The organism is Pseudomonas sp. RL_15y_Pfl2_60, assembly GCF_963970595.1.
GTDB lineage: Bacteria > Pseudomonadota > Gammaproteobacteria > Pseudomonadales > Pseudomonadaceae > Aquipseudomonas.
Window position 1 is genome coordinate 661,421 of record NZ_CAXAOE010000001.1, and the last position, 16,021, is coordinate 677,441.

The following is a 16,021-nucleotide window of genomic DNA, read 5'->3' on the forward strand; positions in this document are numbered from 1 at the left end:
TGAGGCTTTTACCGCCCACCATTAAACGACCATCAAAATCGCGGGCGCATGCCGGTCATTGCGCTTATGGTCGCTTGAGTCATGATGGGCAAGCTGCGCGTTGACCACTCTACGCGCTAGTCTTGAAGCAATTAAATTGCGGAAATGGAGTCCCAAATGCGCTTGACCCTAGAACCTGCCGACCTGCGCAAAGCCGTCGCCGCTGGAGTACTTGCTCCCGGCCAGGACGCGGCATTGCTGAGTTTTTTGCAGCAGCAAAATCCTGAACGGGCGAGCTTTCAACTGGCACAGGTTGCCTACTACTTTGGTGCCATGCTGATCATCGGCGCCATGGGCTGGCTGCTGACCGAGGCCTGGATGAACATTGGCGAAGGCGCGCTGCTGATAGTCAGTGCGGCCTATATGCTGTTCTTTACCCTGTGTGGCCGCAGCATGTGGCAACGCGGCCAGCAGGTTCCAGGTGGTTTGCTCGGAGCCGTGGCCGTAAGCATGACGCCGTTGCTGATATTTGCCGCGCAACGCCTGATGGGCTGGTGGCCGCTGGATGATGGCTTGGGCAGCTACAACGACTACTACAAATACGTGCAAAGTGGCTGGCTGGCGATGGAGCTTGGCACTGTACTTGTTGGCCTGTTGATGCTGCGCCTGCTGCCCTTCCCTTTTATCGTCATGCCAATTGCGCTTGCGCTGTGGTTTATGTCGATGGACTTGACCGAACTGCTGTTTGGCAGCTCTTTCGACTGGGCACAACGCCGCTGGATCTCGCTCTGGTTCGGCTTGCTGGTGTTGCTCTGTAGCTTGTGGGTCGATGGCCGCAGCCAACGCGACTACGCATTCTGGGGATACTTGGCCGGTTTGTTGGCGTTCTGGGGCGGGCTGAGCCTGATGGACAGTAACAGCGAACTGGGCAAAGCCTTGTATTGCCTGATCAACCTGGGTTTGATGGCCGTTGCCGTGCTGCTTCGGCGCAGTCTGTTCATGATCTTTGGGGGGCTTGGTGTCGCCGCCTATCTCGGCCATTTATCCTACGAAGTCTTTGCTGACTCGCTGCTGTTCCCGATCATCGTCAGCCTGATTGGCCTTGCGGTTATTGGCTTGGGATTGATGTATCAGAAGCGCCGGGATGCCTTTAGTGCGCAACTTCGCAGCAAAATACCCGCAAGTTGGCAGAACTTCCTTCCCGCACTGCGCCGTTGAAGCACGCAAGGGAGATTGCCTGGTTGTGCAAAAACTGAGCTAAATACTTGAGCCAACGGATATTTTTCATCCAAGGGGTTTCGCTTAGCCCTGCGTCGTTGTAGAAAAGGCTATGCCTTGCACACCATTAGCCGCCTGTTCTGCCTTGAGCGCTGTGCAAGCGTTCGGCAAGTTGCGGCGTGTGCATTCAATTTTAAGACGCCTGTGGCAGTTGTGAGTCCGCGGGGTCGTACTAAAGGAGCCAAGAATGGCCCAACGAAACGTAATAAATGCCTCCGTAAGCCCGAAGGGCAGCCTCGAAACCCTCTCTCAGCGAGAAGTTCAGCAACTCAGCGAAGCCGGCTCAGCTAGCATCTACAAACTGTTCCGCCAGTGTGCACTGGCCATCCTCAACACCGGTGCGCAGATCGACAATGCGAAAACCATTCTCGATGCCTATAAAGATTTCGAAGTTCGCATTCACCAGCAAGATCGCGGTGTTCGCCTGGAACTGCTCAACGCCCCTGCCGATGCATTCGTAGATGGCGAGATGATCGCCAGCACCCGGGAAATGTTATTCAGCGCCCTGCGCGACATCGTCTACACCGAGAATGAACTCGACAGCCAGCGCATCGACCTGAGCAGCTCAGAGGGCATCACCGACTATGTGTTTCACCTGCTACGCAACGCCCGCACCCTGCGCCCGGGTCTAGAACCGAAAATGGTCGTCTGCTGGGGCGGTCACTCAATCAACACAGACGAATACAAGTACACCAAGAAAGTCGGTCACGAACTGGGCCTGCGCAGCCTTGATATCTGCACCGGCTGCGGCCCCGGCGTGATGAAGGGCCCGATGAAGGGCGCAACTATCGCCCATGCCAAGCAACGCATCAATAACAGCCGTTACCTGGGTTTGACCGAACCAGGCATCATCGCCGCTGAAGCCCCGAACCCAATCGTTAACGAACTGGTGATCATGCCGGATATCGAAAAACGTCTGGAAGCGTTCGTTCGCGTGGGTCACGGCATCATCATCTTCCCGGGTGGCGCAGGCACGGCGGAAGAGTTTCTGTATTTGCTGGGTATCCTGATGCACCCAGACAACAGCGAACTGCCCTTCCCGGTTATTCTCACCGGGCCCAAGAGCGCCGCAGCCTTTATCCAGCAACTGCATACCTTTGTTGGCGCAACCTTGGGCGAGCAAGCGCAGCGCCACTACACAATCATCATCGACAACCCGGCACAAGTTGCCCGCGAAATGACCGAGGGCCTCAAAGCGGTAAAACAGTTCCGCCGCGAGCGCAATGATGCGTTCCACTTCAACTGGCTGCTGAAAATCGACGAAAGCCTGCAACGTCCTTTCGATCCGACGCACGAGAACATGGCCAGCCTGCAATTGAACCGCGAGCTGCCCGCCCACGAACTGGCCGCCAACCTGCGCCGGGCATTCTCTGGGGTTGTTGCTGGCAACGTTAAGGACAAGGGCATTCGCTTGATTGAGGAGAAAGGCCCGTACCAGATTCATGGCGACAAAGCCGTCATGCAACCGCTGGACGAGTTGCTACAGGCATTTGTCGATCAGCACCGCATGAAATTGCCAGGCGGCGCCGACTACGTACCCTGTTACCGCGTCGTCAAGTAAGGCAGCACACAGTCTGTCGAGCGATTAAGGCTCGGCAGCCTGTTTAGACAGCCCAGGCGATATGCAGGGCGCGCAATGCGGCCTCGATATCGGCCTCAGCCACAGCAGCAAAACCAAGCACCAAACCTGCACGCTGGTCTGGCGCTTGGTCGCTATCGGGCAACCAGTAACTGCTTAGCGCATTGATTTCAACACCGACCACCGCAGCTGCTGCGATCAGCTCCTGCTCGCGCGCAACTGTCTCAACCCTGACGCACAGGTGCAGCCCGGCATCCACCGCCGGCATGGCTGCGCAGCCGGCAATAGTCCTGGGCCAGCCGGCCAACAGCGCGTCGCGGCGACTGCGCGCAGCACTGCGCATCCGGCGGATATGCCGCTGAAAGTGCCCGGCGGCGATAAACTCGGCCATCACCGCCTGGGTGCCGACCTCGGAATGACGCATATCCAAGGCCCGGCGCCGCGAGAAGGATTCGGCCAGGCTCGCCGGCAATATCAAATAACCAAGACGCAAAGCCGGAAAGGTAATCTTGCAGAATGTGCCGACATACAGCACCCGCCCCTGTCGGTCGAGCGCAGCCAAAGGCGCCAGTGGCGTACCGCGATAACGGTACTCACCATCGTAATCGTCCTCGACAATCCAACTGTCGTGCCGCTCGGCCCACTCAAGCAACTCCAGCCGACGCTGCAACGACAAGGTCACCCCCGTTGGGTATTGATGTGAGGGCGTCACATAGGCCAGACGACAATGCCCCAGCCGCTCAAGCGCGGCCGTATCAATGCCCTCGTCATCGACCGCCACACCCTGCAGACGGGCGCCAGCGACGGCAAATGCGTGCCCGGCCGCGCGGTAACCCGGATTTTCAACCGCTACTCGATCGCCCGGCTGCAACAACAACTGTGCGCACAGGCTGATAGCTTGTTGCGCACCGCTGGTGATCACCACCTGCGCTGGATCACATTGCAAACCACGGCTGTTACGCAGGTACGCCACGATCAACTCGCGTAACTGCCGGTCACCGGCGGGATCACCGTAGCCCAGCCGGGCTGGCGATGGCTTGCGCCAGAACCGTGCTGACAACCTTGCCCAGGTTTCAAAGGGAAACAGATCAAATGCCGGAACGCCCACTCGAAAGGCCCGTGGCGCGCCTTCTGGCGGCCTGGGTAGGTGATGCTTATCAAGCATGCGCAGGGCATCACTCGGCACAGGACTGGCAGGTTGCACCGTTGCGACAGGCGCAACGCTCGCAAGCTGGGCAATGTAGGTACCGTCGCCAACCCTGCCTTCTATGTAGCCCTCGGCATATAGCTGATCAAACGCCCGTGTCACCGTATTGCGCGACACATTGAACAAGCCGGCAAGATCACGACTGGCCGGCAAGCGCGCGCCACCCGGCAAGCGCCCGTCGAGGATACGCTCGCGCAATCGCTGATACAGCTGGCGGGCCAAGCCAGGCCCGGGTTCAAGCCGCACACCGGACAGATCAACTGGTAACGGCGCATTCACCGCCATAATTGGCACCTTCAAGTTGGCAATAAATGGATCTTACAACAGACCAATATTCTGCCTAGCATGCAGCCATCAATCCACAACTCTGAATCAGAAGAGCCGGTATGTATCTACCTTCAGCGTTTCGTCAGGATGATCTTAGTGTGCTGCATGACGAGATCGACAACGCCCGCTTGGCAACAGTGGTTAGCCACGGTGCAAGCGGCTTGCAAGCCACTCACCTGCCCTTGTTGCTGATCCGTGAGGAAGGCCGGTACGGCACCCTTTACGGTCACCTGGCGCGGGCCAATCCTCATTGGCGCGACTGGCAAGAGGGCAGCCAGGCCTTGGTGATGTTTAATCTCGCAGATGGCTATATCAGCCCTGCCTGGTACCCAGCCAAAGCCGAGCACGGCAAAGTGGTGCCGACCTGGAACTACATCAGTGTCCACGCGCGCGGCCCGATTGAACTGTTCGATGATCCGCAGCGCCTGCTGCAACTGGTCAGCCGCCTGAGCGACAAACACGAAGCGCCTCGCTCGCAGCCTTGGTCTGTGGATGATGCGCCCGCTGACTATATCGACAAGATGCTGCGCGCCATTGTCGGTTTCGCCCTGCCCATCGAGCACCTTGAAGGCAAATACAAACTCAGCCAGAACCGCGACTCAGCCGATCAACAGGGTGTCCGCGCGGGCTTGCAAAGCAGTACAGACCCAAGCGACCAGTTGCTTGCCGGGCGTATGCCCTGCGCCGATTAGACCAGAGGATTGAACCATGTCTCTTGAAATTCTCCCCGTAAAGGCTGCCGATCAAAGCGTCTGGTTGTCACTTTGGCAGGGCTACCAGCAGTTCTATAAAACCGAAATCAGTGCTGCGACCAGCGCTGTAACCTGGCAACGCTTTCTCGACCCAGCCGAGCCGATGCATGCAGCTATCGCCTGGCAAGACGGCGAGCCGGTGGGTGTTGTGCATTGGATTTTTCATCGCTCGTGCTGGACGGTCGGCGACTATTGCTACCTGCAGGACTTATTCGTTGAGCAACAACAACGCGGCTCAGGTATTGGCCGCAAGTTGATTGAGCACGTCTATGCCCAGGCGGCAACAGCGGGCGCCTCCCGCGTGCATTGGTTGACCCATGAAACCAACAGCGATGCGATGCAACTCTATGACCGTATTGCCGACCGCCCAGGCTTTATCCAGTACCGAAAACTATTTTGACCGAGGCTTCCAGATGACTTACCAACTCAACGATCGCCCACTCGACTGGCAAGCTGTGGCCCAGCCAGAGCATTCCGTATTGCAGGGAAAGTTTGTGCGGTTGGAGCCACTGGATGCCAGTCGCCACGGCGCTGACCTGTGGCACGCCCTGCAAGGCCCGGATTCAGACCCCAAGCTGTGGGACTATCTGCCAGCGGGGCCATTCCCAGAGCGTGCCGACTTCGATGCCTGGCTCCACGCCAATCAGGCCAGCAGCGACCCGCTGTTTTTTAGCGTGGTCGATAACGTCAGTCAGAAAGCAGTCGGCTTGCTCAGCTATCTGCGAATCAACCCCAAAGATGGCAGTATCGAAATTGGCCATATCGCTTTTGGCCGGGTTATGCAGCGCTCGCCAGGTTCAACTGAAACCCTTTGGCTGCTGGCCAATTACGCGATGAGCGACCTGGGCTACCGGCGCCTGGAGTGGAAATGCAATGCGCAAAATGCCCGTTCAATGCGCGCCGCCGAACGCCTCGGATTTGTCCGCGAAGGTATATTCCGCCAGCAGATGGTGGTCAAAGGCTGCAACCGGGACACCGCCTGGTTTTCGATAATAGACAGTGAATGGCCGCGCTGCCGTGATGCTTTCAGGCGCTGGCTGGACGATGCCAACTTCGATAGCCAAGGCCAGCAGATCAACAGCCTTGAGGCGCTCCGCAAACAATGATCCGTAGATAAACATCACCCCGTAGGGTGTGACAACGCGAAGCTTGTCCACCAGAAATGCTCATGCCAGCAAGTTCTGTGTCGCGAATGGCGGATAGAACAATGTTGTCAGTCGGGAGCTTAACCCTGCTTCCAGCGTTGCGCCGCTTGTTGGTCGCTGCATCGCCCCTCGACCCAGCGCGGCCCCTCTGCGGTGTCTTCCTTTTTCCAGAACGGCGCACGGGTCTTCAGGTAATCCATGATAAACGCACAGGCCTCAAACGCCGCTTCACGGTGAGCACTGCTGGTACCGACAAACACAATCGGTTCACCGGGTTCTAGGCGGCCGATGCGGTGGATCAACTCAACCTTGAGCAACGGCCAGCGCTGCGCGGCTTCATCGACAATCTTGCCCAGCGCTTTCTCGGTCATGCCGGGAAAATGCTCAAGGAACATGCCGCCGACATCACGTCCATCATTGAAGTCGCGCACATAGCCGACAAATGTCACTACGGCGCCTACGCCAAGGTTTTGCGCGTGCAGTGCGTTGAGTTCGGCGCCAGGGTCGAACGCATCCAACTGGACCCGAATGCTCATCACTAGCCTCCGGTAACCGTTGGGAAAAACGCCACTTCATCACCTTCGGCCACGGCTTCATCGAGGCTGCACAACTCCTGATTGCGCGCACACATCAGGTTCTGTTCAGCCAGCACCTGCCAGACACCGCCACGCGCTACTAAAAACTCACGCACATCGTTAAGCGTGGTGAAGCTGTCACTGTTGCCCAACTGCTCGCCATCAAGGCCCAAGGCTTCACGGTAACGGGCAAAGTACTGCACACGAATCATTGTTCACCTTCCACTTGAGCCGCGTCGTGCTTGAAGTGCCCACTCTTGCCGCCGAGTTTTTCCAGTAAGCGTACGCTCTCAATGGTCATGCCACGATCAACCGCTTTGCACATGTCATAAATAGTCAGGGCGGCGACGCTGGCGGCAGTCAATGCTTCCATCTCAACCCCCGTTTGCCCGGTCAGTTTGCAGCGTGCCTGTATGCGCACGGCATCAGAGCCTTCGGCGCTCAGTTCGACCTTGACACTGGTCAGCATCAAGGGATGACACAGCGGGATCAGGTCCGAGGTTTTTTTCGCCGCCTGAATCCCGGCAATACGGGCGACTGCAAAGACGTCACCCTTGGGGTGATCACCTTCGACAATCATCTGCAGTGTTTGCGGGCGCATGCGCACCAATGCCTCGGCCACGGCCTCGCGTACGGTTGATGACTTGTCGCTGACATCGACCATATTGGCCCGGCCTTGTGAATCAAGATGAGTGAGCACAGCGTAACTCCAAACTAGGATGGCCCGATTGTAAACCTCAGAGTCAGGTTTCGGCACCTGCGAATATCAATAAGTGTCCATCCGCGGCACATAAAAAAGCCCTGCGAGCGGTTGCCGGCAGGGCTCTGGTTTCAAGGTCTATTACATGTGGGTTTCTGCGTACTCGGCCAGGATCGAGCGCGGTACGCCTTGCAGCGTGATATGCACACCATGGGAAAAGTCTTTGAATCGCTCCGTCAGGTAGGTCAGGCCAGAGCTTGGCGCTGACAAATAGGGCGTATCGATTTGCGCCAGGTTGCCCAGGCAAATCACCTTGGAACCTGTGCCCGCACGAGTGATGATGGTTTTCATCTGGTGCGGTGTCAGGTTCTGGCACTCGTCAATCAGGATCAGGCTCTGCTGGAAGCTGCGCCCGCGAATGTAGTTAAGGGATTTAAACTGCAGCGGTACCTTCTGCAAGATGTAGTCGACGCTGCCATGGGTGTTTTCATCGTCCATGTGCAAGGCTTCGAGGTTGTCGGTAATTGCGCCCAGCCAAGGCTCCATTTTTTCGGCCTCGGTTCCCGGCAAGAAGCCAATTTCCTGATCCAGCCCCTGCACGCTGCGCGTGGCGATAATGCGCCGGTAACGCTTGCTGACCATGGTTTGCTCGATGGCAGCAGCCAGGGCCAGAATGGTTTTGCCCGAGCCTGCCGCACCCGATAGGTTGACCAGGTGAATATCGGGGTCCAGCAAGGCGTATAGCGCCAAGGCCTGATAGATGTCGCGCGGCTTTAGCCCCCACGCTTCCTGGTGCATCAGCGGCTCCTGATGCAGATCAAGTATCAGTATCTCGCCCTCATCGATCTCCTTGATCCAGCCGACAAAGCCTTGCTCATCAATGATGAACTCGTTGACATGAACAGAAGGCAGGTTGTCGGTGAGCTGGACACGGTGCCAGGTGCGACCGTGGTCCTGGCGGGTTTCTACTTTACTTACGCGGTCCCAGAAACCGCCTGACATGTTGTGATAACCCTGCGACAGCAGCGAGACATCATCCACCAACTGGTCGGTGTGATAATCCTCGGAGTCGATGCCGCAGGCGCGCGCTTTCAGGCGCATGTTGATGTCTTTGGTGACCAGCACCACGGACAAGCCCGGACGTCGCGACTTTAACTCGACCAACTGGTTGATGATTTTGTTGTCGTTGAGGTCTTCGGGTAACCAGGTGACCGGGGCTGCGCTTTTGCTCATCAGAATCGATAAAAAGCCACATGCGCCGCTCTTTTCACGCTGTATCGGTACGCCGTGTTCCACTTCTTCAGGTAATGCGCTCCCCAGAATCTTGTCGATCAATCTGATCGCCTGACGGCATTCAGCAGCTACACCTTGTTTACCTGTTTTGAGCTTGTCCAACTCCTCCAATACTGTCATCGGGATGGCAACGTGATGCTCCTCGAAATTGAGCAACGCATTAGGATCGTGGATCAACACATTGGTATCGAGGGCGTAGAGGGTTGGAGCGGTGGGCTTACAGCGTCCGTGGTCATCCATACTCGTTTACCTTCTAGTAGAAGCCAAGCAACGGAATGCCAGAGTCAGCGCTCCGCTGCAGAGGACCGCCGACTTCTCAGGGGCGGCTGAGAAGCTGCAAACAAGGTGAAGAGCAATATCGCCACCTGACTGCAGGGTTCGGCGTCTGTCTTCTTTGATACTCCAAAAAACATGACAGTTAAACGAAGATTTCAGTTTTTTTATGTTTATTTGTCGGATAGACGAATAGCGCTTGGCGAGCTGGCAATGTGCCGTTAAAGTCGGAAGTCCAATCGACGGTTTTGCCAGTAAAAATTTCGCTTTCCAGGCATTTCCCTGCAATGCGTCACAGCCTTCAACATCAGCCTGAACGCTGTTCAGTATCCACTGAAGCCGCGCACCTATTGACCTCCACGGTCACATGCACCAATTCCCTGATCTGCCCCAACTGCTGCTTGTAATAATCAGCCGTGCTCTGCTGGTGCGTCACCAGGCTGACAATGCAAGCAAACTGGCTGCGCCCCACGCGCCAGGCATGCAGGTCGGTTACATGGGTATCGGCATGCTGCTCCAGGGTGGAGCGAATGCGCGCTACAACCGGATGATCCATTTCCCGATCAAGCAGCGCCTTGCCCGTCTCGAACAGCAAGCCCTTGGCCCAGATCGCGATGATTACCGAACCGATAACGCCCATCAACGGGTCCAGCCAATCCCAACCCAGCAACATCCCGCCAAGCAATGCCGCAATTGCCGCTACCGACGTCAGGGCATCGGCCATTACATGGATAAAGGCCGCATGACGATTGAGGTCCCGCCCTGCATGCGACTCAGCATGTTCGTGGCCATGCCCATGAGCATGGCCGTGCTCATGCTGATCGCGCAACAGCCATGCCGACAGCAGATTAACCAGCAAGCCAATGACCGCGACAACCAGGGCCATATCAAAGGCAATCACCTGTGGATTGAACAACCGCAGCAACGATTCAAATGCCAGCATGACCACTACTATGGTTAGCATCACCGCGCTGGCAAACCCCGCCAACACTTCAACCTTCCAGGTGCCAAAGGCAAAGCGTTGGTCATTGGCGTAGCGCCGTGCCATGAAGTAGGCCAAGGCGCTAAGGCCCAAGGCGACCATGTGCGAGGCCATGTGCCAACCATCTGCGAGCAGCGCCATTGAGTTGAACAGGTAGCCGGCAATGATCTCGACCAGCATGGTTGCACCAGTCAACGCAGTGACCCGCCAAGCCTGTCGCTCTGCACGGGTTTCAAGTGGGCGGTAGTCGTGTGATTGCTGCCACCGCGAGTGATCACAGTCGTTCATGCTGACGTCCTTACTGATAATGAGCTGCCAAAGGCGCATCCTGACGCTTGCCGGGCGTCTGAAAAGGTTCATTAGCTTAGCGCATTGGCGTAATAGCTAGAGTCCGCAGGCCAGCTAGGCATAAAATCGCTCCAGACTTTAAGGAGCAGACTTTATGCTGATGGTGATTTCTCCGGCGAAAACCCTCGATTACGAGACACCGCCTAAAACCGAACGCTTTACCTTGCCACAACACCTTGATCATGCCGGCGCATTGATCAGCCAGTTGCGCGACTACTCACCGCAGCAAATCGCCGAGTTGATGCACCTCTCGGACAAGCTCGCAGGCCTCAATGCTGCTCGCTTTGGCAGTTGGTCGACCACCTTCACCCCAGAGAACGCGAAGCAAGCACTGCTGGCATTTAAAGGTGATGTCTACACCGGTTTGGCGGCAGAAGACTTCAGCGATGCGGACTTTGACTTTGCTCAGCAGCACTTGCGCATGCTTTCTGGACTCTACGGCCTGCTGCGCCCGCTAGACCTGATGCAGCCTTACCGTCTGGAAATGGGCACCAAGCTGCAAAACCCGAGGGGCAAGGATCTCTATGCCTTCTGGGGCGAACGCATCAGCGGCTGGCTAAATGAGGCATTGGCCGAACAAGGTGATGACATTCTGCTCAACCTGGCCTCCAACGAGTACTTTTCTGCAGTCAAACGAAGTGCCTTGAATGCCCGCGTAATCAATACCGAATTTCGCGATGAAAAAAATGGTGAGTATAAAATCATCAGCTTTTATGCAAAAAAAGCACGAGGGCTGATGGCGAGATACGTCATCAAGGAAAAAATTTCCGACGTACGCGCCTTGATGGATTTTAACGACCAAGGGTATCGCTACGCCCCCGACCGCTCGAAACCTGACAACCTGGTATTCCTGCGCGAGCAACAAAATAACTGACACTCCCTCCTCTTCCAACGGGTTGAATATTCAACCCGTTGCGCCGCTTCGCCCAGCAATACTTGATATATCACTTAACTAACGAATAGTTCAGTGGAATTTTCAATAGACTGCACACCACACTTAATCGACCCTGCTTCAGCGACACAATAATTACAAACTGCCACTACATATTGCTATCAAAGTGCAATTACTTAATATTTCCGCCACTGACTTATCTTGAAAAAAAGTTGACGAACGGTCTGAACTTACAGAATTTTCCTACACTCATACTTCGCGTAACACACTTCTTCGCGCAACTTTTGACGCGAACCAAACTGCCCTAATTCTCGATAAGACAGTCGAGGTAACTGTTCACCTGGATAATTTGACATACACGATAAAAAACTAGGTAGCTGATGGCAGTTTGCACCTAACCCTCTCATTCTCATAGAAATTTTGAGCGGAACGCTCACGCCTTTGAAATGAGGAACAAACAGTAATTGCCTGGTCACGCCCCTAACTAAGCGGGCGGGTATTAACGCGACTGTAATAAGTAAGCGAGATAACAATATAGGTAGTAAACAGCACTCCGAAATCCGCGAAACATCATTAATTCTGTAATAACTGAATGAGGTTGAGACCATGCGCATTAGTATTTTTGGTTTAGGTTATGTCGGCGCTGTATGCGCCGGTTGCTTGTCTGCTCGGGGCCACGAAGTTATCGGCGTGGATATTTCCGCCACTAAAATCGACCTGATCAACAATGGCAAATCGCCTATCGTCGAACCCGGCCTCGAAGCACTACTGCAACAGGGTTTGGCCGCTGGCAAACTACGCGGAACTACGGATGTAGCCAGTGCAGTTGCGGACAGCGAAGTGTCGTTTATCTGTGTCGGAACTCCGAGTAAAAAGAACGGCGACCTTGAACTCAATTACATTGAAGGCGTGTGCCGTGAAATCGGTATGGCCATGCGCGACAAGAGCGCCCGGCACACCGTAGTTGTACGAAGCACCGTGTTGCCGGGCACCGTGCGTAACGTCGTGATTCCGATCCTTGAAGACTGCTCCGGCAAGAAAGCCGGTGTCGATTTCGGTGTTGCAGTGAACCCGGAGTTCCTGCGTGAAAGCACCGCGATCAAGGATTACGACTTCCCGCCAATGACAGTGATTGGCGAGTCGGACACCACCTCCGGCGACCTGCTGGAAAGCATCTACAGCGAGCTGGATGCACCGATCATTCGCAAGACCATCGATACCGCTGAAATGATCAAGTACACCTGCAATGTCTGGCACGCCGCCAAAGTGACCTTCGCCAACGAGATCGGCAACATTGCCAAGGCGGTCGGCGTCGACGGCCGCGAAGTCATGGATGTGATCTGCCAGGACAACAAGCTCAACCTGTCCAAATACTACATGCGTCCAGGTTTTGCGTTCGGCGGTTCTTGCTTGCCAAAAGACGTACGCGCCCTCTCCTACCGCGCCACATCCCTGGACGTCGAGGCCCCGCTAATCAGCTCACTGATGCGCAGCAACGTGGTTCAGGTGCAAAAAGCCTTCGACATCATCTCACGCTGCAACAAGCGCAAGGTTGCGTTACTCGGCCTGAGCTTCAAGGCCGGCACCGATGACTTGCGTGAAAGCCCGTTGGTTGAACTGGCGGAAATGCTCATCGGCAAGGGCTACGACCTCAGCATCTTCGACCGTAACGTCGAGTACGCCCGAGTTTACGGTGCGAACAAAGACTACATCGAGTCGAAAATCCCCCACGTTTCCTCACTGCTCAACAGTGATTTCGAGCAAGTCGTCGCTGATGCCGAGGTGATTGTTCTGGGCAATGGCGACAAGGACTTTGCGCCATTGGCTGACGAGAAATTCGAAGGCAAGCAAGTCATCGACCTGGTTGGTTTCATGACCACAGCAACTCGCAGCGGCGCCGAAGGCATCTGCTGGTAAATGAACCCGCCCCGGGTATGCGCTGCTGCGCGAATCCCCGGGGCGCGTCCAGTGAATTCGATGGAAACGCATATGGATAAGCTCAAGACAGGCCTCCTAGAGGCTGCTGGCTGGCTGTTTTACCTGTCATTACTGATGTTGCTCGCCTTGGCATTGCCGACCAGTACCTTCGACCCTGAATCGAAGCACTATCTGCTGCTGATTGGCGCCGTCGGTATCTGGCGTTATTCCATGGGTGCCATACATTTCGTGCGTGGCTGCCTGTTCCTTTACCTGGTTTACCCCTATTACAAGCGCAAGGTCCGCAAGCTCGGGACTGCTGCCGATCCATCCCATGTATTTCTGATGGTCACCAGCTTTCGTATCGATGCGCTTACCACTGCAATGGTCTATCGCTCGGTCATACGCGAGGCCATTGAGTGCGGTTATCCAACAACCATGGTGTGCTCGATTGTCGAGCTGTCCGATGAACTGTTGGTGAAAAGCATGTGGGAGAAAATGAACCCTCCCGCTCACGTCAAGCTCGACTTCGTGCGCATTCCCGGTACGGGTAAACGTGATGGCCTGGCCTACGGCTTCCGCGCCATTTCGCGGCAAATGCCGGACAACAACGCAGTGGTTGCAGTCATCGATGGCGACACCGTGCTGGATGTTGGCGTGGTGCGTAAAACCGTGCCTTGGTTTCAGCTGTTCCCCAATGTCGGCGGCCTGACCACCAATGAGTTTTGCGAGGTACGCGGCAGCTACATCATGAGCGAATGGCACAAGCTGCGCTTCGCTCAGCGCCACCTCAACATGTGTTCCATGGCCTTGTCCAAGCGGGTATTGACCATGACCGGGCGCATGTCGGTATTTCGCGCCCAAGTGGTAACCAACCCGGAATTTATTGCCGATGTTGAAAGTGATCACCTTGAGCACTGGCGCCTGGGTCGTTTCCAGTTTTTGACCGGTGACGACAAATCCAGCTGGTTCAGCCTGATGCGCCTTGGTTATGACACCTTCTATGTGCCAGACGCAGCAATCAATACCGTTGAGCATCCGCCCGAAAAGAGCTTTATCAAAGCCAGCCGCAAGCTGATGTTCCGCTGGTACGGCAACAATCTACGGCAGAACTCACGGGCCCTGCGCCTGGGTATCAAACGCCTGGGCGGCTTCACCAGCGTGGTCTTGTTCGACCAGCGGGTATCAATGTGGACGAGTTTGCTGGGCCTGGCAGTAGCGGTGATTGCCAGCATCAAGTACAGCCCGTCTTTCATCATCATTTACCTGCTGTGGATCGGTCTTACACGCTTGATATTGACACTGCTGCTCAGCCTCAGCGGCCACCGCATCGGCCCTGCCTACCCAGCGATTCTTTATTACAACCAGATTGTCGGCGCCATGGTGAAGATCTACGTGTTCTTCCGCCTTGACCAGCAATCCTGGACCCGTCAGCCCACCAAACTCAACCGAGACCTGGCCAGCTTTTCGCGGCTGTTCAACAGCTGGTCTTCGCGAGCCATGACTTTTACTGCCACCAGCGTATTCATCGCCGCGCTTCTTGCGTTGGTGTGACCAGAACTGAATAGGAAATCAAACCCATGAACACAGCCGTCAACGTCAACGTGGTCCACGAATCGGAAGCTCAGCGTCAACACGCCCGGGTCAGAATCCCAGCGACTTTGCGCTACATCGCCAAAAACCGCGAACAGGTTGAAGTCCGTGTGCTCGACCTGTCGGCGGGAGGTTTCAGCTTCAACAACGAAAAAGCCCCGGCCAATGTCGGCGACTATCACAAGGCACGCATGCAATTCCAACTCGACAGCCTCAACCTGAGCCTGGATATCGAGTTTCAAGTGTGCTCGACCGACCCGGTCAACAAGCGTGTGGGCTGCCAGTTCCACAACCTCAAACCCCGCGAAATTGCCACCTTGCGCTACCTGATCAGCGCGCATTTGAGCGGTGAGATTGTCTCCACCGGCGACCTGCTCAACACCTTGCAACGGGAAAACTTCACCAAGCCACGCAAGCAAGGCAACAGCGGTGGCATGAGTGTTCTCGGCCGGATCAAGGCCGTGACCTTCAGTATTGCCATCTTTGCAGTCGGAGTGGCCGCCTTTGGCTACATTTTCAAATCCATCTACGGCTTGTATTTCGTCACCCACGCCTCATCCGGAATGGTCGATGTACCCAGCCTGAATATCACCATGCCTCGTGAAGGCACAGTGCAAAGTCTGGTCGGCGCCGACGGCATTATCAACAAGGGCGCACCGGTTGCGACATTCTCCGCCAGCATGCTGGAAATGCTCAAAGGCCAGCTCAGCGATGAACAGCTGACACCCGCCAACATCGAGCAACTGTTCAGCAAGCAGATGAAAGGCACCTTGACCAGCCCGTGCAATTGCAAGATCGCGCGTCAACTGGTCGCTGATGGTCAGTTCGCCAGCAAAGGCGATGTGATCTTTGAAATGGTCCCGCAAGACACCAAGGCCACGGTCCTGGCCAGCTTCCCTTACCGCAAGTTTGCCGAGGCGCGTCCTGGCACGCGAATCAAGTTCTGGGTGGCGGGTGATGACCAGCCACGCAGCGGCAAGATCATCAGCACCAATCTACACAACGGCGGCTTGTCGTCTGATATCCGCACCACTATCGAACCGGACCAGACCCTGCCAAGCACCTTGGCTGGCCAGCCTGTTGAAGTCGAAATTGATCGCGGCCCCTCGCTTGACTGGCTGATCGATAAAGCAACTGCAGCTGGCTACTAAGGAGAACCGACCCGTGGCTACTGCTCACCC

The 16,021-nt window shown here is 55.9% G+C and carries 15 protein-coding genes; 9 read left to right on the forward strand and 6 right to left on the reverse strand.

The features are described from left to right. Window positions 1–156: 156 nt before the first annotated feature. Window positions 157–1,197, forward strand: coding sequence for a DUF2157 domain-containing protein (locus AACY26_RS03140; RefSeq protein WP_339510883.1), 1,041 nt, complete (start codon window positions 157–159; stop codon window positions 1,195–1,197). A 247-nt stretch (window positions 1,198–1,444) separates the two neighbouring features. After that, the gene (ppnN, locus tag AACY26_RS03145; protein ID WP_339510885.1) at window positions 1,445–2,818 is read left to right on the forward strand and encodes a nucleotide 5'-monophosphate nucleosidase PpnN; all 1,374 of its coding nucleotides are present in this window, start codon (window positions 1,445–1,447) and stop codon (window positions 2,816–2,818) included. 43 nt (window positions 2,819–2,861) lie between these two features. Here ppnN and pdxR read toward each other — a convergent pair whose 3' ends face one another. Next, complete coding sequence (gene pdxR / locus AACY26_RS03150; RefSeq protein WP_339510887.1) at window positions 2,862–4,328, reverse strand: MocR-like pyridoxine biosynthesis transcription factor PdxR; 1,467 nt, start codon at window positions 4,326–4,328, stop codon at window positions 2,862–2,864. 101 nt (window positions 4,329–4,429) lie between these two features. On the opposite strand from pdxR, the gene AACY26_RS03155 reads away from it, so the two are divergent. Genes AACY26_RS03155 through AACY26_RS03165 form a run of 3 tightly spaced genes read left to right on the forward strand, consistent with a single transcriptional unit; the run spans window position 4,430 to window position 6,228 of the window. Next, window positions 4,430–5,062, forward strand: a complete 633-nt coding sequence (locus AACY26_RS03155) for an FMN-binding negative transcriptional regulator (protein ID WP_339510889.1) — start codon at window positions 4,430–4,432, stop codon at window positions 5,060–5,062. A 16-nt stretch (window positions 5,063–5,078) separates the two neighbouring features. After that, window positions 5,079–5,522, forward strand: a complete 444-nt coding sequence (locus tag AACY26_RS03160) for a GNAT family N-acetyltransferase (RefSeq protein ID WP_339510891.1) — start codon at window positions 5,079–5,081, stop codon at window positions 5,520–5,522. A 13-nt stretch (window positions 5,523–5,535) separates the two neighbouring features. Beyond that, complete coding sequence (locus AACY26_RS03165; RefSeq protein WP_339510893.1) at window positions 5,536–6,228, forward strand: GNAT family N-acetyltransferase; 693 nt, start codon at window positions 5,536–5,538, stop codon at window positions 6,226–6,228. Window positions 6,229–6,347: 119 nt separating this feature from the next. Here AACY26_RS03165 and moaE read toward each other — a convergent pair whose 3' ends face one another. The 5 genes from moaE to dmeF all read right to left on the reverse strand — a co-directional run bounded on the left by moaE (window position 6,348) and on the right by dmeF (window position 10,378). Next, a complete protein-coding gene (moaE, locus tag AACY26_RS03170) occupies window positions 6,348–6,803 on the reverse strand; it encodes a molybdopterin synthase catalytic subunit MoaE (protein ID WP_339510895.1) in 456 nt (151 codons plus the stop codon). Window positions 6,804–6,805: 2 nt separating this feature from the next. Further along, entirely contained in the window at window positions 6,806–7,054 is a 249-nt protein-coding gene (locus AACY26_RS03175; RefSeq protein ID WP_339510897.1) for a MoaD/ThiS family protein, read from the reverse strand. Next, on the reverse strand, window positions 7,051–7,542 hold the full coding sequence (gene moaC / locus AACY26_RS03180; protein WP_339510899.1) for a cyclic pyranopterin monophosphate synthase MoaC: 492 nt from the start codon (window positions 7,540–7,542) through the stop codon (window positions 7,051–7,053). The genes AACY26_RS03175 and moaC overlap by 4 nt, the downstream gene beginning before the upstream one ends. Window positions 7,543–7,683: 141 nt before the next feature. Beyond that, the gene (locus tag AACY26_RS03185; RefSeq protein WP_339510901.1) at window positions 7,684–9,075 is read right to left on the reverse strand and encodes a PhoH family protein; all 1,392 of its coding nucleotides are present in this window, start codon (window positions 9,073–9,075) and stop codon (window positions 7,684–7,686) included. 340 nt (window positions 9,076–9,415) lie between these two features. Then, window positions 9,416–10,378, reverse strand: a complete 963-nt coding sequence (dmeF, locus tag AACY26_RS03190) for a CDF family Co(II)/Ni(II) efflux transporter DmeF (protein ID WP_339510903.1) — start codon at window positions 10,376–10,378, stop codon at window positions 9,416–9,418. Between the two features lie 154 nt (window positions 10,379–10,532). Here dmeF and yaaA point away from each other — a divergent pair, with 154 nt between their 5' ends. The 4 genes from yaaA (at window position 10,533) to AACY26_RS03210 (ending at window position 15,991) form a co-directional block, all read left to right on the forward strand. After that, complete coding sequence (gene yaaA / locus AACY26_RS03195; RefSeq protein WP_339510905.1) at window positions 10,533–11,312, forward strand: peroxide stress protein YaaA; 780 nt, start codon at window positions 10,533–10,535, stop codon at window positions 11,310–11,312. 624 nt (window positions 11,313–11,936) lie between these two features. Further along, window positions 11,937–13,247: a GDP-mannose 6-dehydrogenase gene (gene algD, locus AACY26_RS03200; RefSeq protein WP_339510907.1), complete on the forward strand. Its 1,311-nt coding sequence runs from the start codon at window positions 11,937–11,939 to the stop codon at window positions 13,245–13,247. Window positions 13,248–13,319: 72 nt separating this feature from the next. Next, entirely contained in the window at window positions 13,320–14,801 is a 1,482-nt protein-coding gene (gene alg8 / locus AACY26_RS03205) for a mannuronan synthase (RefSeq protein WP_339510908.1), read from the forward strand. A 26-nt stretch (window positions 14,802–14,827) separates the two neighbouring features. Then, window positions 14,828–15,991: a PilZ domain-containing protein gene (locus AACY26_RS03210; RefSeq protein WP_339510909.1), complete on the forward strand. Its 1,164-nt coding sequence runs from the start codon at window positions 14,828–14,830 to the stop codon at window positions 15,989–15,991. Window positions 15,992–16,021: the final 30 nt, after the last annotated feature.